This window comes from Solwaraspora sp. WMMA2101, from assembly GCF_049179175.1.
Lineage (GTDB): Bacteria > Actinomycetota > Actinomycetes > Mycobacteriales > Micromonosporaceae > Micromonospora_E.
This window is the reverse complement of the sequence record NZ_JBMHMA010000006.1, coordinates 4,229,685-4,255,285: the sequence shown is the minus strand read 5'-3', so window position 1 is coordinate 4,255,285 and position 25,601 is coordinate 4,229,685. Positions and strand designations below refer to the sequence as shown.

The window sequence follows — 25,601 nt, the reverse complement described above, 5'->3', positions numbered from 1 at the left end:
CCGTTCCCGCCAAGATCCCGGCGATCTTGCACTTATCGACGGACAAATCCGACAAAAGTTCTCGATAACTGCAAGATCGACGCGGTCAGGTGGGGGTGGGGGTGGCGGTACGGGAGGCGCGCAGCGCGGCGTCCTTGGCGGCGACCAGCTCGACCAGCTCCTGCTGGTAGGCGGCCATCCGGGCGCGCAGCACCGGGTCGGCCGCCGCGAGAATCCGGACGGCCAGCAGACCCGCGTTGCGGGCCCCGCCGATGGAGACCGTAGCCACCGGTACGCCGGCCGGCATCTGCACGATCGACAGCAGCGAGTCCATCCCGTCCAGATGCTTCAACGGCACCGGCACCCCGATCACCGGCAGCGGGGTCATCGAGGCGACCATGCCGGGCAGATGCGCGGCCCCGCCGGCCCCCGCGATGATCACCTGCAGGCCACGGTCGGCGGCGGTGCCGGCGTAGTCGAGCATCCCACGCGGCGTACGGTGCGCCGAGACGACCCGCACCTCGTAGGCGACGTCGAACTCGTCGAGCGCCTCGGTGGCCGCGCGCATCGTCGGCCAGTCCGAGTCGCTCCCCATGATGACGCCGATCATCGGCCCTCCTGCAGCCAGCGGGCAGCCCGGGCGGCCCGGCCCCGTACCTCGGACAACTCGGCACCCAGGACCGTGACGTGGCCGATCTTGCGGCCGGGCCGGACCTGTTTGCCGTACAGGTGGACCTTGGCCCCGGGGTCGGTGGCGAACAGGTGGTGCAGCCGTTCGTCGATGCCGATGCCGCCGTCGGCACCGCCCAGCACGTTCGCCATCACCACGGCGGGAGCGGTCAGCGCGGTCTCCCCCATCGGGTAGTCCAGCACCGCCCGCAGGTGCTGCTCGAACTGCGAGGTCCGGGCCCCCTCGATCGTCCAGTGGCCGGAGTTGTGCGGCCGCATCGCCAGCTCGTTGACGACCAGCTCGCCGTCGACCTCGAACAGCTCGACCGCGAGCAGCCCCACCACGTCCAGCGCGGTCGCCAGGTCGATGGCCAGCTGCTGGGCCGCCACCGCGAGCCGCTGCGGCAGATCCGGCGCGGGGGCCAGCACCTCGACACAGATGCCGTCGCGTTGCACGGTCTCCACCACCGGGTAGACCGCGATCTGCCCGAACGGCGAGCGGGCCACCTGCACCGCCAGCTCCCGACGCAGCGCCACCCGTTCCTCGGCGATCAGCTCCAGCTCCGGCCGGGTTGCCGGGTCCAGCCCGGCGGCAGCCAGCCCGGCCGGGTCGTCGATCACCCACACGCCACGACCGTCGTAGCCGCCGCGTGCGGTCTTCACCACCACCGGCCAGCCGACCTGCGCGCCGAACGCGGCCAGCTCGTCGACGGCGCCGACGCGGCGCCACCGGGGCACCGGGGCACCCAGGTCGGTCAGCCGCTGGCGCATCAGCGCCTTGTCCTGGGCGTAGCGCAACGCGTCCGCCCCCGGGTGCAGCCGCACGCCCTCGGCGGCCAGCGCCCGGATGTGCTCGCCCGGCACGTGCTCGTGGTCGAAGGTGACCACGTCGCAGCTCTTCGCGAAGGTACGCAGCGCGGCCAGGTCGGTGTGCTCGCCGTACTGCACGTCGGCGGCGACCAGCGCGGCACCGTCCTCCGGGGTCCGGGCGAGCACGCGCAGCGACTGGCCGAGAGCGATGGCGGCCTGGTGGGTCATCCGGGCGAGCTGCCCGCCACCCACCATGCCGACGATGGGCAGACCGGTACGGGTATCCATGGCGGCGCCAGCCTAGCGCAGCTGGGCGGTCAGGTCGTCGGCCGAGGTGACCGGCCGGTCGCAGACGAAACCCCGGCAGACGTACGCGGTGGCGACGTCGCCGACGGCGGGCCGGTCCGCCAGCAACGGCACTCCCGGCTGGTCGGTCGCCCCGGCGACCACCACTGCGCCGGGTGGCGCGTAGCGACGGGCCGCCAGCAGCAGCGGGTCGCCGGCCGGATCGTCGGTGACCACGGCGATCTCGTACGGTCCGGCGAGCAGCGCCTCGCCGGCCGCCGCCGCGTACCCGGTGAACCGCGCGTGCCGGGCCACCACCGGCGCGACGGTGGCCAGGGCGGCCTCGGCGGCGGCCCGGTAGCGCGGGGCACCGCGCAACGCGGCGTACGTGGTGAGTGCGGCGGCGGTCGCGCTCAGCCCGGACGGGGTGGCGTTGTCGGTCGGGTCGGCCGGCCGGGTGACGAGCCGTTCGGCGTCGTCGGCGGTGTCGTAGAAACCGCCGTTGTCGGCGGCGAACCGGGTCAGCGCCACGTCGAGCAGCTCACCGGCGAGGTCGAGCCAGCGGCCCTCGCCGCGCAGCTGGTGCACCGCGCAGAACGCCTCGGCGACGCAGCCGTAGTCCTCCAGTACCCCGGCCGGTGCGCCGACCAGGCCGTCGCGGGAGACCCGCCGCAGCCGGCCGTCGACCAGGTGGGTGCGGGCCAGGTACGCCGCAGTGGCCGTCGCCAGCTCGGCGGCCAGCTCGACATCGGGATCGGCGCCGCCGGTACGGGTGCCGCCGCCGATGTCGTCACCGCTGTCACCGCCGCGCGCGTCGGCGGTGCCGTCGGCACCGAGCGCGTCGGCGGTGGTGGCGAACTCGGCCAAGGCGGTGACCGCCAGGCCGTTCCAGGCGGCCACCACCTTGTCGTCACGGGCCGGCTGCGCCCGGCCGGCCCGGGCCCGCCGCAGCGCCGACCGGATCCGGTCCACCGGCTCCAGCGGCACGTCGTCGATGTCCCTGGCCAGTCGCAGCACGCTGCTGCCGTGCTCGAAGGTGCCGTCAGCCGTCACGCCGTACAGATCCGCCGCCCACCGCCCGTCCGCCTCGCCGAGGACCTCGGTCAGCTGCTGTGGCGTCCACACGTACGTCGCACCCTCGACGCCGTCGGTGTCGGCGTCCAACGCCGAAGCGAACCCCCCGCCGGGTACGGCGAGCGCCTCGGCGAGGAACCGGACCGTCTCCCGGGCGACCCGGGCCGCCAGCCGGTCCCCGGTGAGCCGCCACAGTTGCGTGTAGACCCGCAGCAGCAGCGCGTTGTCGTAGAGCATCTTCTCGAAGTGCGGCACGGTCCAGGTGGCGTCCACGGCGTACCGGGCGAAGCCGCCGGCGAGCTGGTCGTAGAGGCCGCCCCGGGCCATCGCCTCGGCGGTGTGCCGGACGGTCTCCAGGCTGTCGGAGTCGCCGGTGCGCTGGTGGTGACGCAGCAGGAACAGCATCGCGAGGTGTGGCGGGAACTTCGGCGCGCCGCCGAAGCCGCCGTGGGTCGCGTCGTACTCCTGGTGCAGCGTGCGCGCGGCGGCGTCGAGCAGGTCGGCGGTGAGCGGGGTGGTCGGGCCGCCGACGGCCTGCGCGCCGCCGATCGCGGTCAACACGGCGGTCCCCTGACGCTGCACGGCGTCGCGCTGGTCGCGCCAGGCGGTGGTGACCGACTGCAGCAGCCGGACGAAGTTCGGCCGGGGGAAGTAGGTGCCGCAGAAGAACGGGGTGCCGTCCGGGGCGGCGAAGACCGTCATCGGCCAGCCGCCCTGCCCGGTCATCGCCTGGGTGGCGGCCATGTAGACCGCGTCGACGTCGGGGCGCTCCTCACGGTCCACCTTGATCGCGACGAAGTTGTCGTTGATCAGCTGCCCGACGGTGACGTCGGCGAACGACTCGTGCGCCATCACGTGGCACCAGTGGCAGGCGGCGTAGCCGACCGAGATCAGCACCGGCACGTCCCGACGGCGTGCCTCGTCGAACGCCTCCGGGCACCACGGCCACCAGTCGACCGGGTTGTCGGCATGCTGTTGCAGGTACGGGCTGGTCGCCTCGCCAAGCCGGTTCACGCGGGCTGCTCCTCGGGTCGTCGTACCACCCGACCTTAGCCAGTCCCCCGGCCCGGTGCCGGCAGCTGTGGATAGCACAGCGCGGTGAGGCCGGCGGCCGCTGCGGCTGCCACGTTCTCCGGCCGGTCGTCGACGAAGGTGACCTGCCCGGCCGGCGCGCCCAGTTGGCGCAGCAGGGCCTGGAAGATCGCCGGGTCCGGTTTGGTCAGCCCGAGCCGGCAGCTGAACAGCAGGTGCTGGAACGCCTGCGCCCAGGGTGCCGCCTCGATCGCGAGCGCGATCGAGGCCGGGGCGTTGGACAGCAGCGCGAGACCGTGGCCGGCGGCAGCGCAGTCGGCGACGAACCTGACCGTGTCCGGGTTGAGGTGGGACCAGCTGGCCACGTCGGCCCGGTCCAACTCGGCCGCCAACGGGTCGTCGTCGGCGAGCGGCCGGCCGACGACCTGGCTCCAGTACCGGCCAGGCGGCCAGCCACCGTCGTAAGCGTCCCGGTGCTGCCAGTACCGCTGCTCGAAGCCGGCCGCCGGCACCCCGGCGACGGCGGCCATGGCGGCCAGCGCGTCCGGTGGCTGCGGCAGCGAGATCACCTTGCCGTAGTCGAACACCAGCCAACTGTCGACGGCCGCGCCGGGGTGGGCGGTCACGAGGCGCCGTCCGGGTGGGTGGCCACGAGTACACGGGCTGGGTGGGTGGTCACGAGGCGCCGTCCGCCCGTAGCGGGTAGATCTGGGCCTGGGCGGAGTCGAGCAACGACCGCAGTACGGCGACGATCTTGTCCGCCGGCATCGGCTTGAAGAAGTGGTAGCCCTGCGCGGCGGCGCAGCCGAGCGCGGCGAGCGTGGCCCGCTGGTCGGCCGTCTCGACTCCTTCGGCGACCACCCGCAGCCCCATGTCCCGGCCGAGATGGACGGTGTGCCGGACGATCGCGGCGTCCGCCGGCGAATCGATCATGTTCATCACGAACGACCGGTCGACCTTGAGTTCGTCCACCGGGACCCGGGTCAGGAAGGCCAGCGACGAGAATCCGGTGCCGAAGTCGTCGACCGCCAGTTGGACGCCCATCTCCCGCAGCGTGCCCAGCACCTCGTCGATGATCTCCAGCTCGCTCATCACCACCGTCTCGGTGATCTCCAGCACCAGCCGCCGGGCCGGCACCTGATGCCGGCGCAGCAGCTCACCGATCTCGGCCGGCAGTTGCGGGTCGAGCAGGCTGCGGGCCGAGATGTTGACCGAGATCGGCACGTCGATGTCCTGCGCCGCCCACTGTGCCGCCACCGACAGGGCACGGTCGACGACGTACCGGGTGAAGGGGGCGAGCAGTTCGCTGCCCTCCACCGCCCGGACGAAGTCGACCGGAGTGAGCCGGCCGCGCCGTGGATGCCGCCACCGGATCAGCGCCTCGACCCCGGTGGGTGCGCCGGTGGCGAGGTCCACCGCCGGCTGCAGGGCGAGTTCGAGCTGGTCGTCGGTGTCGAGCGCGACACGCAGCTCGGCCAGCAGCGCCAGCTGGTCGGTGCTGGCGGCGTCCTTGGCGCTGTCGTAGCCGGCGACGCTGCCGCCGATCTCCTTCGCCTGGCTCATCGCGATGTTGGCCCGGCGCAACAGTTCGTTCATGTCGGCGGTGCCGGCCCCGGCGACCACCACCCCGAGGGCGCTCTCGACCGACATCCGCACCCCGGCGACCTCGGTCGGCTCCGCCAACGCCGTGATCATCTCGCGGGCCCGCCGCATCGCCGTCCCGGTGGGCGAGCTGCGGTCGCCGGTGGCGCCCGGCGGCGGTGCCAGCGACGTCAGCAGTACGGCGAACTCGTCGTTGCCGAGCCGGCCGAGCAGCTCGCCGGAGCCGGTCCGGGCCCGCAGCCGGCGTGCCGCGGCCTGCAGCAGCTCGTCCCCGGCGGCGTTGCCGAGGGTGTCGTTGACCTCTTTGAAGCCCTTGATGTCCAGCATCAACAGGGCGATCTGATGGTCGTTGCCGAGCTCCTGCAGGGCGGCGTCGCCGCCGGTCAGCAGCGCCGACCGGTTGAGCAGCCCGGTCACCGGGTCGTGCGTCGACTCGTGGGCGGCCCGGGCGCTGAGGCTGGCGAGCTCGCGGTGGGTGGTGGCGTCGTGCAGCGCGGCGGCCAACGCGTGGCCGAAGGCGCAGAGCGCGTTGCGGTCCCGGGCGCCCGGCAGCGCACCGACCGGAAGGTGGACCCGGAGCGCGCCGACCGTGGTCGCCCCGACGGTGAGCGGATGCACCAGGACCCGGTCGTTGGGTTCGGCGTCGACGTACGGGGCGGAACCGGCGTCGGGCCCCGGTGCCCGTACCGCGGCCGTTCGCGGCTCGTCGGGTGCCTCCGCGCCGTGCAGTTGGCCGCTGTCGTCCCCGACGTAACGCCACAGCCGGCCGTCGACGCGCCGGACATCCACCTCGACCCGCTCGGCGCCGAACAGCGCCAGACCGCCGACCACGCCGGCACCGGCCACGCTCGGCTCGTCCAGCTGGTTCAGCGCGTGGGTCGCCTGGGCGAACTCCTGCCAGGCTCGCCGCTCGTCCTCGACCCGCAGCCAGTGCCCGTAGGTCTGCTGCAGCAGCCACAGCACCGGTGGCAGCAGCAGCAGCCAGCGCGGATCGTGGTCCAGCACGGTGACCGTGCCGAGGCCGACCAGCACGTTGCCGACGAACATCAGCGCCTTGTTGCGCAGCGCGTGCAGCAGGGTGGCGCCGAAGGGCCGGCCGTGGCGCAGGGCGATCGTCACCGCGGCCAGGCCTGCGGTGACGAGCAGGTAGGTGACCGCGCCCAGCGCCAGGGCACCGGCCAGCGGCGGGGTCAGCGGCTGGCCGTACGGATCGGACACGACCTGGGTGAGCAGCCCCGCCGCAGCGACCGCGACGGTCAGCGAGGCGGTGACCCGGGCGATCTCCGGCACCGTCCGCGACTCGGCGAACATCGACAACAGCGTCCAGGCCGCACCCACGCCGACCGCGGTGGCCACCGGCAGCCAGCCCGCTGGCACCAGGTACAGCCCGACGATGAGGGCGGCCTCGCCCCAGGTGAAGCTGACCGTGCCGGTGCCGATGCGGAACCGCAGGCGGGCGAGCTGAGCGACCCCGAGCAGCAGGACGACGACGGCGAACCGCGCCGGGGCGGGCCACGCCGTACCGCCGGGGTCGTCGTTGGTGACCAGGCCGATGGCGGCGGTGGCCAGCGCACCGAACAGGAGCGCGGCGGTGAAGACCGCCAGCTGCCACTGCCCAGCGGGCCGGTCGGGCGTCATGGGCCGCTCCCGGTGCGACCGACCGATCCGAGCGTCACTCGTGTCCGTGACGCCCCGCACGAGGCGACTGCGATGCCGTCCATGGTCGCCCCTTTCCGCGCGCGGTCGGAGGAACTCAAGGTCCCCGGCGGAAGGCTAAGCCAAAGCCGATTGCGGCAACAGGGGCCACAGGGCCGGTTTAGGAGCGGACGTCCACTCAGTGGGAGAAAAGTCCCTGACAGCAGGGGATGTAAGCGGTTACAAAGGCGATCCGGGGCGCGACTGCCGATCTGTCAGATCAAGGACATTAGCCTCGGCGGTCGCCGGCGTGTCGTCAGAGGATCGGCTCTCGAACCGCTCGGGCAACCGCCGCAGCCGGGCGTTCATGTTCCGGACCAGCAGGACCGTCACCGCAGCGAGCAGCAGGAGCAGGAACAGACCCATCGGGCCGGCCAGCCCACCGCTGCGGGTGTCCCCGAAGTTGTTGGCCGCGACGACCTGCACCAGGTCGAGCATGTCGGACTCCTCGCACGCGCTGACGACGACAGGTACACGCTACGCCGCCCAGTTCAGGGCCGGTCCAGCCACTCCCGCACTCCGGCAAAAAGGTCGGATTCCGGCATCGGGCTGGTCACCGACGACCGCACCAGCTCGTAGTCCTCCGTCGGCCAGGCCTGCCGCTGCACCTCCATCGGCACCTGGAACCAGAAGCCGTCCGGATCGACCTGCGTCGCGTGGGCGCGCAGCGCGTCGTCGCGGACCGGAAAGTAGTCGGCGCACTCCACCCGGGTCGTGATCCGGTCGCCCTTGTCCGGGCGGTCCTCCCACCGGCCCATCCACTCCGCGTACGGCGACTCCAGGCCGGCCGCGATCATCCCCTCGTGCAGGGCGAGGATCCGGGCCCGGGTGAAGCCCATGCAGTAGTACAGCTTCAACGGCTGCCACGGCTCACCGAGCTGCGGGTACCGCGACGCGTCCCCGGCGGCGTCGAACGCGGCCAGGCTGACCCGGTTGCACATGATGTGGTCCGGATGCGGATAGCCGCCGTCCTCGTCGTAGGTGGTGACCACGTGCGGACGGAACTCCCGGATCAACCGCACCAGCGGGGCGGCGGCCTGCTCGACCGGCTCCAGGGCGAAGCAGCCCGCCGGCAGCGGCGGCAGCGGGTCGCCCTCGGGCAGGCCCGAGTCGACGAACCCCAGCCAGGCCTGCTCCACGCCGAGGATCGCCCGGGCCGCGTCCATCTCCGCCCGCCGGATCTCGGCGATGTTCTCCCACACGTCCGGCCGGTCCAGCTTCGGATTGAGAACGCTGCCCCGCTCGCCTCCGGTGCAGGTCACCACCAGCACCTGGGCACCTTCGGCGACGTAGCGCGCCATCGTCGCCGCACCCTTGCTGGACTCGTCGTCCGGATGCGCGTGGACCGCCATCAGACGCAGTTGCTCAGCCAACGAACCGCTCCCTCGTAACACCACCGACGCCCCTGCCGACGTCTCTCCGGCCCGCCTTGCGACAATAGGGCCCGACGACCATTCTCACCGATGGCCCCGATCCGACCCGTTGGCACCGACCGACCCGTCGGCACCGATCCGCCCCGCCGAGGAGATGCGTACCGGGTGACCGACCCGTCCGCCACAACAGCACCGACCGCCGACATGTTCCCACCCGGGCGGTACGGTCGACGGCGCGCGTCCCGCCGTCGCCGGCCCTGGCTGGTCGCGGTGCTGGTCGCCCTGGCGGTGCTGGCCGGGCTGGTGGTCACGGTCCGGCTCTACACGCTGTACGGCGACCCGACGTACGACCCGAAGGTGATCACGTACACCGAGGCGACCGAGGACGGGATCCTGATCGACTTCGCGGTGAGGGTGCCACCCGGTGGGGCCGCCACCTGCCTGGTCCGGGCGCGCTCGCGCGACGGCGCGGAGGTCGGCCGGGACGAGGTGACGGTCCGGGCCGCTGCGGGCGAACGGCAGATCCGCACCACCCACCGACTGCCCACCGAGCGGCAGGCGTTTCTCGGCGAGGTCACCCGCTGTCGGCCGGCCGACTGAAACTCCGCCGGCCCGCAACCACGGCACCACCATGCCGATCACTGGTACGTTGGTAGTTCGACCTCGTCCGCCCGCAAGCCCCAAGGAGATCGTCTGTGTCCACGACCGACCGCGAGGCGCCCGCCACCTGGCTGTCCCAGGACGCTTACGACCGGCTCAAGGCCGAGCTTGACGAGTTGATCGCCGGTCGCACGGTGATCGCCGCCGAGATCAACGCCCGGCGTGAGGAAGGCGACCTACGGGAGAACGGCGGATACCACGCCGCCCGGGAGGAGCAGGGCAAGCAGGAGGCGCGCATCCGCTACCTGCAGGAGCTGCTGCGTACCGCCCAGGTCGGCGAGGCCCCGAACGCCGACGCCGTGGCACCCGGGACGGTCGTCACGATCCACTTCGACGACGATCCGGCCGACACCGAGACCTTCCTGCTCGGCTCACGGGAGATCTCCTCGACCACCGAGCTGACCGTCTACAGCCCGGAGTCCGCGCTCGGCAAGGCGATCCTCGGGGCACGCAAGGGGCAGACGGTGACCTACACCGCACCCAGCGGCGCCGACATCAAGGTCACCGTCGACACCTTCGAGCCCTTCGCCGGCTGAGCGGCTGGCCCCGGTCGTCAGTCGGCCTCGGCAGCAGCGAAGCTGACCAGGTAGCCCCGGCCGCGCAGCGCGCGGACCAGTGCTTCTGAGTGCTCCGGCCCCCGGGTCTCCACGGACAGCCCGACCTCCACCTCGCCGAGTCGCAACCGGGGGCTGCGGCGCTGGTGCTCGACGTCGACCACGTTGGCCCGCTGCTCGGCGATCAGCGACAGCACCGCCGCCAACTCGCCGGGACGGTCGCCACACCGGATCGTCAACCGCAGGTAGCGCCCGGCGGCGGCGAGCCCGTACTCGATCACCCGCAGCAGCAGCAGCGGGTCGATGTTGCCGCCGGAGAGCACCGCGACAGTCGGTGTGGCCGGCCGTACGGCACCGGACAGCAGCGCGGCGACGGCGGCCGACCCGGCCGGCTCGACCACCTGCTTGCCGCGTTCCAGCAGCATCAGCAGGGCCTGGGAGATCTCCTCCTCCGACACCGTCACGATCTCGTCCACCAACTTGCTGACGTGGGCGAAGGTGAGTTCGCCGGGCCGCCCCACGGCGATGCCGTCGGCGATCGTACGCATGGAATCCAGCCGCACCGGCGCACCGGCCGACAGCGACGGTGGGAACGCGGCCGCGTTGTCGGCCTGTACGCCGATCACCCGCACGTCCGGCCGCAGCGCCTTGACCGCGACCGCGATCCCGGAGACCAGCCCGCCGCCGCCGACCGCTGTGACGATCGTGGTCACCTGCGGACACTGCTCCAGGATCTCCAGCGCCACGGTGCCCTGGCCGGCTATGACGTCCGGATGGTCGAACGGGTGGATCAGCACCGCCCCGGTCCGGTCGGCGTACTCCCGGGCGGCGTCCAACGCCTCATCCACGGTGGACCCGGAGAACTCGACGTGGGCGCCGTACCGTTTGGTGGCGGCGACCTTCGGCAGCGGCGCGCCCACCGGCATGAACACCGTCGACGTGATGCCCAGCAGGCCGGCGGCGAGAGCGACCCCTTGGGCGTGGTTGCCGGCGCTCGCGGCGACCACGCCACGCTGCCGTTGCTGCGCGGTCAGCCGGGAGATCCGCAGATAGGCGCCACGGACCTTGTAGGAGCCGGCGCGCTGCAGGTGCTCGCACTTGAGCCACACCGGGCCGCCGAGCAGGTCGGTCAACGGCCGGGACGGCTCCAGCGGGGTGACCCGCACCACGTCGGCGAGGGCCGCGCGGGCGGCGACGACGTCCGCGAGCGTGACCAGTTCCGTCATCAGATCCGTACTCCCTGGTACACCTGGGGCCAGGCTCGGGCGAGCCGTTCCTCCTGGGCCCGGCTCACCTGCCGGACGACGATGATGATCGTGGCGGCCGCGACGGCGCTGGCCAGCGCCGCAAGCACCCGCATGGGCACCAGCGCGACGAACTCGGCGCGGAACGCGACCACGTCCACCGGGAACGGGGCGTCCACGAACTCGGTGAACACCCGGTCACCCTGCCGACTCACCAGCCTGGTGATGACCTGATAGCCGAGGAAGGCCGCCCACCAGACCCGGACCGCCACCGGGGTGGCGGCCTGCCACAGGCTGTCCCGGGCCACATTGGCCACCACCCGGTACGGCACGAAGAAGTTGGCGATCGGCACCAGCCAGCCGGCGATCGCCCAGCCTCGGCGCATCGATCCGCCGGCACCGGGGAAGGCGTCCAGGTTGGCGCGGGCCCGGTAGGTCCACATGATCATCGGTACGCAGGCCGTCAGCACCAGCCCGGCGGTCAGCAGCCCGAGCGCGAGATCGACGGCGAACGCCGCCAGGAGCAGCATGTCCCCGTCGCTGACGACCCCGGCCTCGGCGAGCAGCGCGACCACCAACGGCCAGCTGGCGTACCCGACGTCGGCGACCACCACGGCGACGATCGCCACACAGGTCACGATCCCGAGCGTGTGGGTGCGGTACGTCCGCGCCCCGGGCCGCACCGCCGGCTCACCGGCCGGGGTGTTGCACAGTAGGCAGTACCGTTGCCGGGAACCGACCTGCCCACCGCAGGTCGCACACGGCACACTGGCCGTCTGATCGTCCACGTCGTCCTCCTCCGCGCCCGCGACAGCATGTCGGGCGGCGGCGACCGGGTCAACCAGGATCATCGACCGACCGGGCTGCCCGGCCGTGGCCAGGACGGGGCGTGCCGGGGCCAGGGTGCCATGATCTCCAGTTGGCCGGCGACGGCCAGCAGCAGCAGCTCCGAACCGGGCGGGCCGACCAGTTGCACGCCGACCGGCAGCCCTTCGGGGCGCTGACCGGCCGGTACCACCAGCGCCGGCAGACCGGCCATGTTCCACGGTGCCGCGTACGGGGCGTAGCGCACGCAGCTCCACATGTTCGCCGCCCAGGATCGGCGCGCCCAACTGCTGGCCAGTGGCGGCACGCCGGCCAGCGCAGGGGTCAGCAGCACGTCGATCCGGTGGTCGGCGAAGAGCCCGATCATCCGCTCCCGCCAGGCGGTCCGGTCGGCTTCCCGGACGTACCCCCGGCGTTGCGCCCACCGGCCCAGCGCGACGTGCCGGCGGGTCCGCGGCTGCAGGTCCCGCCCGCCGGCCCGGCCGACGACGGCGTCCTCGGCCGCCCCGGCGAACCAGGTCGCCACCCCACGCAGCCCGAGCGAGACCGGGTAGGTCAGTTCGTGGCCGACCACGTCGTGCCCGGCCTCGGTGAGCCGGCGCGACGTCGCCGCGACGGCGTCGCGGTTGGCCGCGTCCGCGCGTACCCCGGCCAACGGCGAGGTCAGCGACACCGCGACCCGCAGCCGCGCCGGTTGCACCAGTTTCTCCGGTCGCCGGCCGGCAAGCACCGCGAACCCGGTGGCCGCGTCGGCGACGCAGCTGGCCAGGATGCCGTGTTCGGTGAGGCCGAACCAGTCCTCGGCACCGAGCTGGCGTGGCACCACGTCGCGGCCGGGTTTGAGCCCGAGCAGGCCGCAGCAGGCCGCCGGGATCCGGATCGACCCGAAGCCGTCGTTGCCGTGCGCGATCGGCACCATGCCGCTGGCGACCGCCGCCGCCGCGCCGCCGGAGGAGCCGCCGGGGGTGCGCGCCGGCTGCCACGGGTTGCGGCTGGTCCCGGAGGCATCGTCGGTGGTCGCCCAGAGGCCGAGCTCCGGCATCCGGGTGACCCCGACGACGACCGCACCCGCGCCGCGCAGCCGGCGGACGACCTCGTGATCGTCCTCGGCCACCTCGGTGCGCACCGCCGCCGAGCCGCGCCAGGTGGCCAACCCGGCGACCGGGGTGTTCTCCTTGACCGCCACCGGCACCCCGGCAAGTGGCAGGTTCGCCAGGTCCTCCTGCTCGTCGACCTTCTCCGCCTCGACGATCGCCTCGCCGCCCCGGACCGCGCGGAACGCGGAGAGTTCACCGTCGGCCCGGGCGATGTGGTCGAGGTGGTCGGCGACGACCTGGGTGGCCGAGGCGTCGCCCCGGCGCACGGCACGGGCGATCTGCCGGGCGGTGGTTCCCACCCAGGTCGGGACGATGTCGTGCACGGCACCTCCAGGCAGCCGGTACGCGGTGGGGGCTTCGCGACGTCTCAGCCGAGCGCCTGGTCGAGGTCGGCCAGCAGGTCGTCGACGGTTTCGATGCCGACAGACAGTCGCACGAGATCACCGGGGACTTCAAGAGGTGACCCGGCGGCGCTCGCGTGCGTCATCTGTCCAGGGTGTTCGATCAACGATTCGACGCCACCGAGCGACTCGGCGAGCACGAAGAGTCGGGCCCGGTTGCAGATCTCGACGGCGCGGGCGGGCCCACCGGCGGCCCGGAACGACACCATGCCGCCGAATCGGCGCATCTGCTTGGCCGCCGTCTCGTGGCCGGGGTGCTCGGCGAGCCCCGGGTAGAGCACCTGGTGGACCGCCGGGTGGTGGACCAGGAACTCGACGATCCGCTCGGCGTTGTCGCAGTGCCGTTCCATCCGTACGCCGAGGGTCTTGACGCCGCGCAGGGTGAGCCAGGCGTCGAACGGGCCGTTGACGGCGCCCATGGCGTTCTGGTGGAAGGCCAGCTCGACGGCGAGCTCCGGGGCGTCGACGACGAGTGCCCCGCCGACCACGTCGGAGTGTCCTCCCAGGTACTTGGTGGTGGAGTGGACGACGACGTCGGCGCCGAGGGCGAGCGGCTGCTGCAGGTACGGCGAGGCGAAGGTGTTGTCGACCGCGAGCAGCGCGCCGGTGTCGCGGGCGAGGGCGCCCAGGGCGGCGATGTCGGCGATGCCGAGCAGCGGGTTGGTCGGGGTTTCCGCCCAGATCATCCTGGTACGTCCGGGTTGCACCGCTGCCCGGACCGCGTCGACGTCGGAGATCCGCGCCGCGCTCCAGGTCAGCCCCCACCGCTGCGCGACCTTGGCGAACAGCCGGAAGGTGCCGCCGTACGCGTCGTCCGGGATGATGACGTGGTCACCCGGCCGGCAGACGGTCCGCAGCAGCGTGTCCTCGGCGGCGAGCCCACTGGCGAAGGCGAGCGCGGTCCGGCCGCCCTCGATCGCCGCCAGGCACTCCTGCAGGGCGTCGCGGGTCGGGTTGGCCGAGCGGCTGTACTCGTACCCCGACCGGGGGGCGCCGACCTCGTCCTGGGCGTACGTGCTCGTCTGGTAGATCGGTGGCACGACCGCCCCGGTCCGGGCCTCCGGCTCCTGGCCGGCGTGGATGGCGACCGTGTCGAACCCGTATGTCATGGGTCGAGGCTAGGCCATAGTCGGGGAGCCGCCCCCGGTCGGGACGGATGCGGCGCGTCCGGGTGGGTACGCCCTGGCAGCGAGCCGGGAACGGCACACCGGGGCACCGGCGGGAACGACCCGGCCGCCAGCGGTGTTACCCCGGTGGCAACGACGAGAGGAGTCGCGGTGTTCCTACGACCGATGAAAGCGAGCCTGCCCGCGCCGGGTCAGGCGCTGCCCGGCCGGGACCGGCCGATGCCGGTCGCCGACCGGCACCTGGTGCTCGGTACGCCGCTGGTCGGCCCCTGGCCGGCCGGTACCCGGGTGGCGATCTTCGGCATGGGCTGTTTCTGGGGGGCCGAGCGACTGTTCTGGAGCCTGCCCGGGGTCTACTCGACCTCGGTCGGCTACGCGGGTGGCGAGACCGCCAACCCGACGTACGAGGAGGTGTGTTCGGGGGCGACCGGACACGCCGAGGTCGTCCAGGTGGTCTACGACCCGTCCGTGATCAGCTACGCCGACCTGCTCAAGGTGTTCTGGGAGAACCACGACCCGACGCAGGGCATGCGGCAGGGCAACGACGTCGGCACCCAGTACCGGTCGACGATCTACACCACCGACGCCGAGCAGGCGGCCGAGGCCGCCGCGTCCCGGGAGGCGTTCGCGCCGGTCGTGGCGGCGGCCGGGCGGGACGGGATCACCACCGAGATCCGGCCGGCGGACACCTACTACTACGCCGAGGACCACCACCAGCAGTACCTGCACAAGAACCCCGGTGGGTACTGCAACCACGGGCCGAACGGGATGACCTGCCCGGTCGGCGTCGCCCGTACCGCCTGACGGCACGGCTGTGCCCGCACGGCTCCGACCGCGCCGCCGACCGCCTCGGCGGCGCGGTCGGCTTGCCGGTGTATCCGGCCGGGCGTCAGGCTGCGGCCTGCTCGACCTCCCGCAGCATCAGCCGCAGGGACTGGCTGTGTTTGGCCGACGGCAGCCGGGCCAGCGCCGACCTGGCGTACCGCACGCCCTCGGTCCGGTCGCCCGACCGGACCAGCATGAGGCCACGGTGCAGCTCGATGTGGGTGGCGAACCGGGTCAGGCTCGCCGGTCGGGTCCGGTCCGCCCACTCCTGGGCCCCGACCGCGGCCGGGTCGCCCAGCCGGGCCAGCAGCATGCTGGTGAAGGTGGCCATCCGCCACTGCGGCACCGCGAAATCGGAGATCTGGTCGGTCGAGTCGACCGCGTCGAAGACCCGCCGGGCCGCGTCGAGATGGGCCAGAGCGGCGGTACGGTCGCCACGTACCCCGGCGACCTGCGCCTTCGCCATCAGTGCGTTGAGCCGGCCGAGCGAGGGTCGCTCACTGAGCGCGAGCGCCTGGTCGGCAAGGTCCTGCGCGACACCGAGCGCGGCGCCTTCGTACCCGAGGGCGAGCGCGGCCCGGCCACGGACCCACACCCGTACGGCGGTGTCCCCGCTGCGGTCGGCGGCGACGGCGGCGAGCCGGTACCACCGGACAGCCTCCTGTGCCTGCCCGGTGGTCTTGCCGTACACGCTGAGAAAGCGCGCGGCCAGCCCCCACATCGGCGGTGAACCGAGCTGCTGCTGCAGCACCACGAGGTCGTTGGCGAGCCGGTCCTGCAACTCCCCGGCACCGACGGACATGTAGTCGCGGCCGAGGTTGTCGGCGTGCTCGCGCCACTGCTCCTCGGCTGCCGGATCGCCGAGCGCGGCGGTGAAGCCGCGGTGGATCAACTCGGAGATGGCACCCGGCGCCACCACTCCGGCGGCCAGCCCGGTGATCAGACCGCGACGTTGCATCTGGTCTCCCAACACCTGTTCATAGGCGGTCACCACGTCGGCCGTCGCGGTCCGCCGCCCTGCCTCGACGTTCGACAGATGGCCCTTGCTGAAGTGGCTGAGTGCCGCCATTCGGGCCAGACTGATGCCGGCGGATTCCCGGGCCACCCTCAGCTTCTCACCCGTGTCACTCATATTCTGTCTGCCCACCCCTATTGAAACCTGCTGAAAACCCACCCGCCCTATTCATGGTCGACAGCGCCGTACGACGCTATTGACCAGGGCCGCGGGGATGGCGCGAGGACGCGTTCGACGAGCCTCCACCGACTTGGCGTAACGACCCGTCGACCTCGCGGCCCGTCCACGGCTGCCGCCGCGGGACGTGGCCTTTGATCGACTCGTCCCCCCGATCACACACGCTGCGATCGATCGACCTGTGTGCGGGCATTCGCACCGGCCACACCTGTCCGATCATGACGACGGAACGAATCACCCGGAAAGACGATGGCAGATACAACGGCCAACGGACAAGTCGCCACCGTATCGTTTCAGTCAATATTGATCACCCCCGCAGGTTCCCCACTCCCTAAGGCGAACATCAATACACCGAACATTGCATACTTAATGTGCACAGGTGACTACATTTAGTAACCGACAAGGTCCAGCGGCCACCCCGGCCGGTGCCACCGGAGGCGCCGGGGCGGCACACCGGCGACCCCCGTGGTGATCGGCAAAAACCGTTGCCGCCGGCCAGCGCGCCCGGCTAGCGTGGCCGTACACGGGAAAGGAGGTGGTCCGACGTTGGATAGCAATGGGACTCGTGAGGTGACTGTCCGCTAGCCGCTGTCCTCGACAGCTCCGATCGTCGAGACCGTGTGGCAGCGGTGCGGCGAAACCACGACAGCCACCCGACCCCCGGGGTGCCGGCCCAGTCCAGCCGGCCCACGTCACCGACGTGGAAACCCCGGGGGTCGTTTTATGCCGGTACGCTCACCAGGTGGCGCTCACCCTCCGCCCGGCCCGGCTCGACGACGTCGACGCGGTCGGCCACCTGCACCACCTCTCCCGGCGCAGCGCCTACCGGGGCATCGTCGCGGACGCCGCGCTGGACGCCGTGCCGGGTCCGGTGCTGGCCGCCTGGTGGACCGAGCGACTGACCTACGAGAGCGACACCCACCGGCTCACCGTCGCCGAACGCGACAGCGAGCTGGCCGGCTTCACCTACGTCGGCCCGCACAGCGACGGCGACCCCGACACCGGCGAGCTGTACGCCATCCACGTCGCCCCGCCGCACCAGGGCACCGGCATCGGCACCGCGCTGCTGCGCGACGCACTCGACACGATGCGCGGCCACCGCTACGACCGTGCGGTGCTCTGGGTCCTGGCCGAGAACCAGCCGGCCCGACGCTTCTACGAACACAGTGGCTGGCGGCCGGACGGGCAGCGCCGGGACAGTTGGATCGGGCCGGTGCTCACCCCGCAGCTGCGCTACACCCGCGCGCTGCCCACCACCGACGTGTGACGGCCGGGCGAGAGTACGGAGCCGCTGCTGCGGGGGTTCCGTCCAGCCCCGTACTCTCGCCCGGCACTGCCCGCCCTAACCGGGGGAAAACGCCTGGCCGAAGGCGCTCAACCGGCGGAGGCGTGCCGGTTGATCGGCGTGGGCGGGCAACAATGCGGGACACCGGGATGCTGGCGGGCGCCCGGGTCACCGCAGAGTGAAGCACCATGGTCGTCCGCCCCGGCAGCGGACAGTGCCGGGGCGGAACTTCCATAGCCCTAGTCAACATCAGCTCACGGCATCCAACCGGACACCCTGTGCGATTATTCGCCGCTGTTTCCGAGATGCGCCAACAGATCCTGGCGGGTGATCACGCCACGCGGCTTGCCGTCGACCAGCACCAGCGCCGCGTCCGTACCGGCCAGCAGCGCCACCGCCTCACGGACCGGCTGCCCGCCACCGATCATCGGCAGCGGTGCGCCCATGTGCCGTTCGATCGTGTCGTGCAGCTGCGCCTTGCCGCTGAACAGCGCGTCGAGCAGGTCCCGCTCGGCGATCGACCCGGCCACCTCACCGGTCACCACCGGCGGCTCCGCCTTCAGCACCGGCAGCTGGGAGATGCCGTACTCGCGCAGGTAGTCGACCGCGTCCCGGACCGTCTCGGTCGGATGGACGTGCACCAGCTCCGGCAGGCCACCCGGCTTGGCCGCCAGCACGTCACCGACGGTCGGCTCGGCGCCGTTGGTGTCCAGGAACCCGTACCGGGCCATCCAGTCGTCGTTGAAGATCTTCGACAGGTAGCCGCGACCGCCGTCGGGCAGCAGCACCACCACCACGTCGTCCGGACCGGCCCGGCGGGCCACCCGCAGCGCGGCGGCGACCGCCATCCCGCACGAACCGCCCACCAGCAGCCCTTCCTCACGGGCCAGCCGCCGGGTGAGCACGAACGACTCCCGGTCGGAGACCTCCACGATCTCGTCACAGACCGACCGGTCGTAGGTCTGCGGCCAGAAGTCCTCGCCGACTCCCTCCACCAGGTACGGTCGTCCCGACCCTCCGGAGTAGACTGAGCCCTCCGGGTCCGCACCGATCACCCGGACCGCACCGTCGGAGGCCTCCTTGAGGTAGCGGCCCACCCCGGAGATCGTCCCGCCGGTGCCCACCCCGGCGACGAAGTGGGTGATCCGGCCGTCGGTCTGCGCCCACAGCTCCGGCCCGGTGCCCTCGTAGTGCGACTGCGGGTTGGCCGGATTCGCGTACTGGTCCGGTTTCCAGGCCCCCGGGATCTCCGCCGCCAGCCGGTCGGAGACCTGGTAGTAGGAGCGAGGGTCCTCCGGCGCCACCGCGGTCGGGCAGACCACCACCTCGGCGCCGTACGCCCGCAGCACGTTCTGCTTGTCCTCACTGACCTTGTCCGGGCAGACGAAGACGCACTGGTAGCCCTTGAGCTGCGCGACGAGCGCCAGGCCGACGCCGGTGTTTCCGCTGGTCGGCTCCACGATCGTGCCGCCCGGCCGGAGTCGACCGGACTGCTCGGCGGCTTCCACCATGCGCAGCGCGATCCGGTCCTTCACCGAACCGCCCGGGTTGAAGTACTCGACCTTGGCCAGCACCGTCGCGGCGATTCCGGCGGTGACCTTCCGTAGGCGGACCAGCGGGGTGTTGCCGATGAGATCAACGACGTTGTCGTGGTAACGCACCTCGTTGTGCCCTTCTGCTGACGCCGGCACCGTCATCGTCGGGGTCGAGGTCGTCAGCCGACAACAGCCCGCTGCCGGCGGTGGAGTATGTCGCGGTCAGCCTACGACCTGACCGGGCACCACCGACTCGCGACGCGTCTCCCAGTCCAGGAAGCGCTCGGTCTCGGCGAGCACACTGCCCGCCAGCCAGGTGACCACCAGGGCGTCGTCGACGATGCCGAGCAGCATCAGGAACGCCTCCGGCACCAGGTCGACCGGGGAGGCGACGTACGCCACCGCAGCCGTCATCAACGCCAGCCGTAGGCCGCCGTCGTAGTCGCCACGCATCGTGGCCCGGATCATCCGCGGCACCGCCGCCAGCCGACGCCCCAGCGACGGTCCGGACCGGGTCCCCGCCGTCAGCGCCCGACCGAGCGCCGCGAACGCCGCCGCCCGCTTGAGTGTCCTGGCCATCGGCTCCTCCTCGTCACACCCGCCGGGCACACACCGCCGCCCTCGCTCTCCATGATGCCCCCGATCGGCAAACTTCGCCGCGCGCGGCGGCGGCGTCCCGTCCCGCCCGGAACCGAGATAATCTCGAACGGACGCAGCACGACGGCACGACGGCAGCAGCGGATCGCAGTCGGGGGGCGCGATGGGCACGGTTGACGCGATGACACACCCGACCGGCCGGACGTGGGCGCTCCGCGCGGCCCGGCTCGCCGCGTTCGGCGCCGGCACCGCCGCCGCCGTCGCGATCGCCACCGCCGGCACCCTCTACGCCCAGGCCAGGCAGGCCCGGCGGATCATCCCGCTGGCGGAGGCACCCCCACCGCGCGGCGACGGGCTGTACGGGGCCCGGCTGCCCGGTCCACCGCTGACCCTGGCGGTGCTGGGCGACTCGTCGGCCGCCGGCTACGGCGTGCACCGGCCCCGCGAGACCCTCGGCGCGCTGCTGGCCACCGGGATCTCCCGCCGGCTGCGTCGACCCGTACGGCTGCACCGGCTCGCGGTGGTCGGGGCCCGCTCGTCCGGTCTCGTCCCGCAGGTCGAGGCCGCCCTCGAGATCCGCCCCGACCTGGTCGTCATCCTGATCGGCGGCAACGACGTCACGCACCGGACCCCGCTGGAGGTCGCCGTCGGGCACCTGGTCGACGCGGTCCGCCAACTGCGTGCCGTCGGCGCGCAGGTCGTCGTCGGCACCTGCCCGGACCTGGGTGCGATCGAGCCGATCAAGCCCCCGCTGCGGTGGCTGGCCCGCCGCTGGAGCCGTCAACTCGCCGCCGCGCAGACCGTGGCGGTGGTCGAGGCCGGCGGCTGGACCGTCTCCCTCGGCGACCTGCTCGGCCCACGGTTCGCCGCCGAGCCGACCCGGCTGTACTCCTGGGACCGGTTCCACCCGTCCGCCGAGGGGTACGCGATGGCGGCCGCCGTACTGCTGCCGGCCGCGCTCGGCGCGCTCGGCGCGAGCACCGCATCGCGGACCGGCGTCGCCGGCCGGGAGAAGGTCCGGACCCTGCCGCAGGCCGCCCACGAGGCGGCACGGCACGCGGGCACCGAGGTACGCGGTACCCAGGTGGGCGGGCGCGAGCGCGGACCGGACGGACGGTGGGCCAGGCTGCGCCGTCGCCCCCGGCTGCCCGGCCGGTCCTGGCAGGCCGCTGCGCTGAGCTGGTTGTTCGGACCGCCCGGAGCAGATCGGGACGCCGACCACCGACGATCGGCCGTATCCTCCGGTCAGCACCTGGGGCTGTCCCCCGCAGGTCCGGAAAGCTGAGCCGGTGCGCACCGGCCACCGCCGCAACGGAAGGCGACCGCTGTGACCACGAGGAGTCTCGCCGTACGGGTCGGTCAGGTCACCGCGGCGGCGGTCGCCGCCGGCACCGTCGGCAGCGCCGCGCTACTGGTCAGCGAGGCGCTGCTGGCCCGCAACCGCCGATACGCCCAGCCCGAGCTGGGGCTGGCCGTCCGGGCCGCCCTCGGCCCGGCCGGTGGGGAGCCGCTGCGGCTCGTGCTGCTGGGCGACTCGGTGACCCTCGGGGTCGGGGTGAGCCGGGTCGCCGACACCGTCGGCGGACAACTGGCCCGGCTGCTGACCCAGCACGACGGCGACCCGGCTGCCGGGCGGCGCCGGGTGCTGCTGTCCAGTGTCGGGGTGGCCGGATCCCGGTCCAGTGACCTCTCCACCCAGGTCGCCCGCGCCCTGCTGGGGCAGCGACCGGACGTCGCGGTGATCCTGATCGGGATCAACGACGCGACCTCCCTGCGTCGGCCGGGCGAGTCCGCCGTGCACCTCGCCGCCGCGGTACGCCGGCTGCGCGGGGCGGGCGCCGAAGTCGTCGTCGGCACCTGCCCCGACCTTGGGGCGGCCCGCGCGATCGCACCACCGCTACGCCAGGTCGCCGGGCTGTTGGGGCGGCGTACCGCGCGGGCGCAGGCCCGGGCGGCACGCGACGCGGGTGCCCGGGTCGTCGACCTGGCGAACGAGACCGGTGCGGTGTTCCGCGCCGACCCGGGGACCTACTGTCACGACGGATATCACCCGTCGGCGGACGGCTACCGGATCTGGGCGCACGCCCTGCTGCCGGCGGTCCGGGGTGCCGCGACCGCAGCGTCCCGCAGCTGAATCCCGCTCCCGCAGCTGAATCCCGCTCCCCCAGCTGGATCCCGGGAACGCCGCCGTCAAAGCTGGTCGCGCAGGCGCCGTACGGCCGCCACCGCAGGCTCCAGCGTCGCCGGGTCGGTCGACGCCCGGACCAGGTCCGCCGCCACCACCCGCAGCTGGTCCGGCAGGGCGGTGTCGAGCCGCAGCCTCGGCACCGGCCGGACCGGACGACCCTCGGCGGCGGCACCCAGATCGGCGACGTACTGCACGAGTTGATGAAACTCGGCGGCCCGCCGGCCGTCGGCGGCCGCCCACCGGGGGTTCTCCCAGTGGCCGACCTGCCGGACCAGCAGCTGGACCTGCCGGGTCAGGGGGTCCGTCCGCTCACCGGGCTGTCGCGTTCCCACCGACGCAGTCTAGTCAGCGGCGACCGGCAGCCATGGCCGACGAACACCGGTACCGCAGCGGCACGCCGCCGGGAAACAGCGCGACGCCCGGCCGCCGGGAACACCGGTGGCCGGGCGTCGCGTACGCAGACCCGTCGCGGCCGTGTGGTGCTACCGCACCCAGGACGATCTGGATCAGTCGTCGCCCTGGAAGAAACTGAGCAGCCGCAGGATCTCGATGTAGAGCCAGATCAGGCTGACCAGGATGCCGAAGGCGGCGACCCAGGAGTACCGCTGCGGCAGGCCGAGTCGGACGCCCTCCTCGACCTCGTGGAAGCTCAGCACGAAGCTGAGCGAGGCGACCACGATGCAGATGAGGCTGAAGATGATCGCGATCGGGCCACCGCTGCGCAGGCCGGTGTCGACGCCGAACAGCGACAGCACCAGGTTGATCATCATGACGGCGAAGACGCCGACCATCGCCGCGATCAGCCCACGGGTGAACTTCGGGGTGGCCCGGATCACCTTCATCTTGTAGAGCGCGGCCATCAGGAAGAACACGCCGAAGGTGGCGACCACCGCCTGCAGGACGATGCCCTGGTAGCCGGCGATCTCCTGGAAGAACTTGCTCACCATCCCGACGAAGACACCCTCGACGACGGCGTAGGTGACCACCAGGGCCGGGTTCGCCATCCGGGAGAACGAGATGACCAGGCCCAGCACCAGACCGACGATCGCCGCGCCGATCCAGGCCACCCCGAGCAGTGCGTCGGGCACCAGGATCCAGGCGGCGACCGCCGACAGACCGGTGATGCCGAGCAGGGTCACGGTCTTGACGACGACGTCGTCGACGGTCATCGGCGCCACGGTGGGCGGCGCGGCAGGCGCACTGCCCGCACCGGGGTACGGCTGCCCGTAGCCGGGCTGCCCGTAGGGACCGGCGGGGGCGTACCCGGCCGCCCGTTCCCGCTCGGCCGCCTGGCCGAGCCGGGCCAGGACCGGGTTGGATGTCTTCACTGTCCAGCCTCCCTCAGGGGGGTTGTCACACGATCGTGTGAGTCCAAGGGTAGACGCACCGATCGAGGCTGTGGAGGACGCGTGCGTCACGGGCCTGCATCGACGGGTCGCGGCGGCCGGGGACGGACCGCCGTGCCCGGGGCGGGACTCGAACCCGCACGCCTTTCGGCAGCCGCTTTTAAGGCAGCCGTGTCTGCCGTTCCACCACCCGGGCCCGTCCCGGCCGGGCTGGCGACGCCGGTCCGGTGACCGGCCCGCCGTCGCGTACGTTCGCCCGACCGCAGACTGTCACGTTAGCGGGTCCGACCCAGCCGGGCGCATCCCGGCCGACGCGCGGCACTAGGGTTCGGTTCGTGACCCGCTCAGCCACCGCAGCGCAGGACACCGGCCCAGGTCCGGACGTTCCGGACGAATACCTGCGGCGCGGCTCCCGACGGTCCCGGATCGCGGCAGCCGCTCGCCGATACGCCCCGGACGTGGCGGTAAGCCTGTTCTTCGTCGCGGTCTCGGCCTGGTTGACCTACCACCTCTGGCCCTCGCCCAGTGGGCGGCTGCTGGCGCTCAACCCCGAGGACCAGACCCTGTACGAGTGGTTCCTGGCCAGCGACGCGCGGCTGCTGCTCGGCGACTTCAGCCTGCTCAGCGACCGGCTAAACGCCCCGGACGGGGTCAACCTGATGACGAACACCACCGTCATCGCCCTCGGCTTCCTGATGGCCCCGGTCACCCTGGCGTTCGGTGCCCCGGTCACCTTCGCGCTGCTCGTCGCCGGGAACCTGGCGGCCAGCGCGATCGCCTTCTACCTGATGTTCGTGCGGCTCGTCGGCGCCCACCGGTTCGCCGCCGCCGTGGGTGGCGCGTTCTGCGGCTTCGCCCCCGGAATGGTGTCGCAGAGCAACAGCCACCTGCACATGACCGCGATCTGGCTGATCCCGGTGATGGTCTGGCTGCTGGCCCGGCTGATGCAGTCCGCCGACCCGACCGGGTCGACCCCGGACGGCCGCATCCACGGCCCGGCCGGCCCGGCCGACCGTCGTCGTACCGTCACGTCCGGGGCATGGCTCGGCGTGGTCGTCGCGGTACAGGTCTTCGTCGGCGAGGAGGTGCTGTTCCTCACCGCCGTCACGTTGATCGTCATGGCCGCCGCGTTCGCGGCCGCCGCCCCCCGGTACGTGCGGCGGATCCTGCCCACCTTCATGGTCGGCATGGCCGTCGCCGTCGCCGTCGGCGTGGTACTGCTGGCGTACCCGCTGTGGTTCCAGTTCGCCGGCCCGCAGGGCGTCTCCGACGGCGTGTTCGACCCCGACTACTTCTCCGCCGACCTGGCCAGCTGGCCTGCGGTGTCCGAACTGTCGATCGCCGGCTCGGCCAGCGCGGCGGAGCTCACCACCGGCCCGGCCGAGTACAACACCTTCCTCGGCTGGCCGCTGCTGATCGTCACCGCCGGCTGCGCCGGCTGGCTGATCCGCCGGCCGATGGTGGTCGCCTGCACGGTGGGGACCGTGCTGATGGCCGGGCTCTCGCTCGGGCCACGGATCGTCGTCGACGGCACGCGTACCGACGTTCCCGGGCCGTACGCGTTGCTCAACGGGTTGCCGGTAGTCGACGGCGCGTTGCCGATGCGCTTCGCCCTCGCGGTGATCCCGTTGATCGCCGCGATCCTGGTGCTCGCGGTCGACCGGGCGCTGCGGCTCGGCTGGCGCCCCGGCCGGGTGCTGGTGCCGACGGTGCTCACCGCCGCGCTGCTGCCGGTCGTGCCGGCGCCGCTGCCCGGCATGGACCGCGAGCCGCTGCCGCAGTTCATCACCGCCGGACACTGGCGCGACTGCGTGTCGACCGGCGGTGTCCTGGTGCCGGTGCCGCCCGCGACGCCGAAGGAGCCGTGGCCGATGGCCTGGGCGACCGCCGCGAACGTCGCGTTCGGCATGCCGGAGGGCTTCTTCATCGGCCCCTACGCACCCGGCGGGGAAGCCTCGATGGGCACGTTCAAGCAGCCCACCTCGAAGATCTGGGCCGAGGTGGCCCGCACCGGCGAGGTGCCGGAGATCACCGACGACGAGCGGGCCCGGGCCCGGCGGGACCTGGCGCGCTGGGGCGCGAACTGTGTGGTGGTCGCCGACGGCACGGTGCACGCCGACCCGCTACGGCGCACCACCGAGGAGCTGATCGGCCCGGGCGAGCGGATCGCCGACGCCTGGGTCTGGCGGGTCGGCTGACCGCATCC

The 25,601-nt window shown here is 72.6% G+C and carries 22 protein-coding genes, 1 tRNA gene and 2 pseudogenes; 7 read left to right on the top strand and 18 right to left on the bottom strand.

Going from position 1 to position 25,601, the window contains the following annotated elements; genetic code table 11:
• Window positions 1-85 precede the first annotated feature (85 nt).
• The 8 genes and pseudogenes from purE to mca form a co-directional block, all read right to left on the bottom strand.
• Window positions 86-589, bottom strand: coding sequence for a 5-(carboxyamino)imidazole ribonucleotide mutase (purE, locus tag ACN28F_RS20365; RefSeq protein ID WP_289209476.1), 504 nt, complete (start codon window positions 587-589; stop codon window positions 86-88).
• The gene (locus ACN28F_RS20360) at window positions 586-1,746 is read right to left on the bottom strand and encodes a 5-(carboxyamino)imidazole ribonucleotide synthase (RefSeq protein WP_289209475.1); all 1,161 of its coding nucleotides are present in this window, start codon (window positions 1,744-1,746) and stop codon (window positions 586-588) included. Before ACN28F_RS20360 ends, purE begins: the two co-directional genes overlap by 4 nt.
• A gap of 12 nt (window positions 1,747-1,758) precedes the next feature.
• Window positions 1,759-2,457 (bottom strand): annotated as a pseudogene (locus tag ACN28F_RS20355) (hypothetical protein); the annotation flags it as partial.
• 137 nt (window positions 2,458-2,594) lie between these two features.
• Window positions 2,595-3,831: pseudogene (locus tag ACN28F_RS20350) on the bottom strand (thioredoxin domain-containing protein); the annotation flags it as partial.
• A 35-nt stretch (window positions 3,832-3,866) separates the two neighbouring features.
• Window positions 3,867-4,475, bottom strand: coding sequence for an HAD-IA family hydrolase (locus tag ACN28F_RS20345; protein WP_289209473.1), 609 nt, complete (start codon window positions 4,473-4,475; stop codon window positions 3,867-3,869).
• Between the two features lie 49 nt (window positions 4,476-4,524).
• The gene (locus ACN28F_RS20340) at window positions 4,525-7,089 is read right to left on the bottom strand and encodes a GGDEF domain-containing phosphodiesterase (protein WP_289209472.1); all 2,565 of its coding nucleotides are present in this window, start codon (window positions 7,087-7,089) and stop codon (window positions 4,525-4,527) included.
• A 237-nt stretch (window positions 7,090-7,326) separates the two neighbouring features.
• Window positions 7,327-7,584: a hypothetical protein gene (locus ACN28F_RS20335; RefSeq protein WP_289209471.1), complete on the bottom strand. Its 258-nt coding sequence runs from the start codon at window positions 7,582-7,584 to the stop codon at window positions 7,327-7,329.
• A gap of 53 nt (window positions 7,585-7,637) precedes the next feature.
• The gene (mca, locus tag ACN28F_RS20330) at window positions 7,638-8,519 is read right to left on the bottom strand and encodes a mycothiol conjugate amidase Mca (protein ID WP_289209470.1); all 882 of its coding nucleotides are present in this window, start codon (window positions 8,517-8,519) and stop codon (window positions 7,638-7,640) included.
• Between the two features lie 165 nt (window positions 8,520-8,684).
• Between mca and ACN28F_RS20325 the strand changes: the two genes are divergently transcribed.
• Entirely contained in the window at window positions 8,685-9,119 is a 435-nt protein-coding gene (locus tag ACN28F_RS20325; RefSeq protein WP_421359202.1) for a DUF4307 domain-containing protein, read from the top strand.
• A gap of 95 nt (window positions 9,120-9,214) precedes the next feature.
• The gene (gene greA, locus ACN28F_RS20320) at window positions 9,215-9,715 is read left to right on the top strand and encodes a transcription elongation factor GreA (protein ID WP_282223874.1); all 501 of its coding nucleotides are present in this window, start codon (window positions 9,215-9,217) and stop codon (window positions 9,713-9,715) included.
• 17 nt (window positions 9,716-9,732) lie between these two features.
• Here greA and ilvA read toward each other — a convergent pair whose 3' ends face one another.
• Genes ilvA through ACN28F_RS20300 form a run of 4 tightly spaced genes read right to left on the bottom strand, consistent with a single transcriptional unit; the run spans window position 9,733 to window position 14,409 of the window.
• The gene (ilvA, locus tag ACN28F_RS20315) at window positions 9,733-10,959 is read right to left on the bottom strand and encodes a threonine ammonia-lyase (protein ID WP_421359200.1); all 1,227 of its coding nucleotides are present in this window, start codon (window positions 10,957-10,959) and stop codon (window positions 9,733-9,735) included.
• Window positions 10,959-11,828, bottom strand: a complete 870-nt coding sequence (locus ACN28F_RS20310) for a DUF4328 domain-containing protein (RefSeq protein WP_289209468.1) — start codon at window positions 11,826-11,828, stop codon at window positions 10,959-10,961. Before ACN28F_RS20310 ends, ilvA begins: the two co-directional genes overlap by 1 nt.
• The gene (locus tag ACN28F_RS20305; protein WP_421359198.1) at window positions 11,825-13,222 is read right to left on the bottom strand and encodes an amidase; all 1,398 of its coding nucleotides are present in this window, start codon (window positions 13,220-13,222) and stop codon (window positions 11,825-11,827) included. The genes ACN28F_RS20310 and ACN28F_RS20305 overlap by 4 nt, the downstream gene beginning before the upstream one ends.
• 44 nt (window positions 13,223-13,266) lie before the next feature.
• Window positions 13,267-14,409 carry a cystathionine gamma-synthase gene (locus ACN28F_RS20300; RefSeq protein ID WP_289209466.1) on the bottom strand — a complete coding sequence of 381 codons (1,143 nt, stop codon included), beginning with the start codon at window positions 14,407-14,409 and terminating at the stop codon, window positions 13,267-13,269.
• 168 nt (window positions 14,410-14,577) lie between these two features.
• Here ACN28F_RS20300 and msrA point away from each other — a divergent pair, with 168 nt between their 5' ends.
• Window positions 14,578-15,231 (top strand): peptide-methionine (S)-S-oxide reductase MsrA, encoded by a 654-nt coding sequence (gene msrA, locus ACN28F_RS20295; protein ID WP_289209465.1) that lies wholly within the window; start codon window positions 14,578-14,580, stop codon window positions 15,229-15,231.
• 85 nt (window positions 15,232-15,316) lie between these two features.
• Here the strand turns inward: msrA and ACN28F_RS20290 are convergent, their stop codons facing one another.
• Entirely contained in the window at window positions 15,317-16,384 is a 1,068-nt protein-coding gene (locus ACN28F_RS20290; protein ID WP_289209464.1) for a helix-turn-helix domain-containing protein, read from the bottom strand.
• An 802-nt stretch (window positions 16,385-17,186) separates the two neighbouring features.
• On the opposite strand from ACN28F_RS20290, the gene ACN28F_RS20285 reads away from it, so the two are divergent.
• Window positions 17,187-17,711 carry a GNAT family N-acetyltransferase gene (locus ACN28F_RS20285; protein ID WP_421359194.1) on the top strand — a complete coding sequence of 175 codons (525 nt, stop codon included), beginning with the start codon at window positions 17,187-17,189 and terminating at the stop codon, window positions 17,709-17,711.
• 302 nt (window positions 17,712-18,013) lie between these two features.
• On the opposite strand, the gene ACN28F_RS20280 is transcribed toward ACN28F_RS20285, so the two are convergent.
• Both ACN28F_RS20280 and ACN28F_RS20275 read right to left on the bottom strand, forming a co-directional pair.
• Window positions 18,014-19,390, bottom strand: coding sequence for a cystathionine beta-synthase (locus tag ACN28F_RS20280; RefSeq protein ID WP_289210834.1), 1,377 nt, complete (start codon window positions 19,388-19,390; stop codon window positions 18,014-18,016).
• A gap of 96 nt (window positions 19,391-19,486) precedes the next feature.
• Window positions 19,487-19,843, bottom strand: a complete 357-nt coding sequence (locus ACN28F_RS20275) for a YkvA family protein (protein WP_282223882.1) — start codon at window positions 19,841-19,843, stop codon at window positions 19,487-19,489.
• A gap of 181 nt (window positions 19,844-20,024) precedes the next feature.
• On the opposite strand from ACN28F_RS20275, the gene ACN28F_RS20270 reads away from it, so the two are divergent.
• Complete coding sequence (locus ACN28F_RS20270) at window positions 20,025-21,146, top strand: SGNH/GDSL hydrolase family protein (RefSeq protein WP_421359192.1); 1,122 nt, start codon at window positions 20,025-20,027, stop codon at window positions 21,144-21,146.
• Window positions 21,147-21,188: 42 nt separating this feature from the next.
• Window positions 21,189-21,995: an SGNH/GDSL hydrolase family protein gene (locus ACN28F_RS20265; protein ID WP_289209462.1), complete on the top strand. Its 807-nt coding sequence runs from the start codon at window positions 21,189-21,191 to the stop codon at window positions 21,993-21,995.
• A 56-nt stretch (window positions 21,996-22,051) separates the two neighbouring features.
• On the opposite strand, the gene ACN28F_RS20260 is transcribed toward ACN28F_RS20265, so the two are convergent.
• From ACN28F_RS20260 to ACN28F_RS20250, 3 genes are all read right to left on the bottom strand, one after another.
• Window positions 22,052-22,381, bottom strand: coding sequence for a hypothetical protein (locus ACN28F_RS20260; protein ID WP_289209461.1), 330 nt, complete (start codon window positions 22,379-22,381; stop codon window positions 22,052-22,054).
• Between the two features lie 174 nt (window positions 22,382-22,555).
• Entirely contained in the window at window positions 22,556-23,377 is an 822-nt protein-coding gene (locus ACN28F_RS20255; protein ID WP_289209460.1) for a Bax inhibitor-1/YccA family protein, read from the bottom strand.
• Window positions 23,378-23,510: 133 nt separating this feature from the next.
• Window positions 23,511-23,591, bottom strand: a tRNA-Leu gene (locus tag ACN28F_RS20250).
• 139 nt (window positions 23,592-23,730) lie between these two features.
• On the opposite strand from ACN28F_RS20250, the gene ACN28F_RS20245 reads away from it, so the two are divergent.
• Complete coding sequence (locus ACN28F_RS20245; RefSeq protein ID WP_421359189.1) at window positions 23,731-25,593, top strand: hypothetical protein; 1,863 nt, start codon at window positions 23,731-23,733, stop codon at window positions 25,591-25,593.
• Window positions 25,594-25,601 lie beyond the last annotated feature (8 nt).

Bases quoted from the DNA above. Each gene is read 5' to 3' on its own strand.
- ACN28F_RS20270 (WP_421359192.1), top strand. From the start codon at position 20,025: ATGGGCACGGTTGACGCGATGACACACCCGACCGGCCGGACGTGGGCG.
- ACN28F_RS20310 (WP_289209468.1), bottom strand. From the start codon at position 11,828: ATGATCCTGGTTGACCCGGTCGCCGCCGCCCGACATGCTGTCGCGGGC.
- ACN28F_RS20360 (WP_289209475.1), bottom strand. From the start codon at position 1,746: ATGGATACCCGTACCGGTCTGCCCATCGTCGGCATGGTGGGTGGCGGG.
- ilvA (WP_421359200.1), bottom strand. From the start codon at position 10,959: ATGACGGAACTGGTCACGCTCGCGGACGTCGTCGCCGCCCGCGCGGCC.
- ACN28F_RS20340 (WP_289209472.1), bottom strand. From the start codon at position 7,089: ATGACGCCCGACCGGCCCGCTGGGCAGTGGCAGCTGGCGGTCTTCACC.
- ACN28F_RS20275 (WP_282223882.1), bottom strand. From the start codon at position 19,843: ATGGCCAGGACACTCAAGCGGGCGGCGGCGTTCGCGGCGCTCGGTCGG.
- ACN28F_RS20290 (WP_289209464.1), bottom strand. From the start codon at position 16,384: ATGAGTGACACGGGTGAGAAGCTGAGGGTGGCCCGGGAATCCGCCGGC.
- ACN28F_RS20300 (WP_289209466.1), bottom strand. From the start codon at position 14,409: ATGACATACGGGTTCGACACGGTCGCCATCCACGCCGGCCAGGAGCCG.
- ACN28F_RS20335 (WP_289209471.1), bottom strand. From the start codon at position 7,584: ATGCTCGACCTGGTGCAGGTCGTCGCGGCCAACAACTTCGGGGACACC.
- purE (WP_289209476.1), bottom strand. From the start codon at position 589: ATGATCGGCGTCATCATGGGGAGCGACTCGGACTGGCCGACGATGCGC.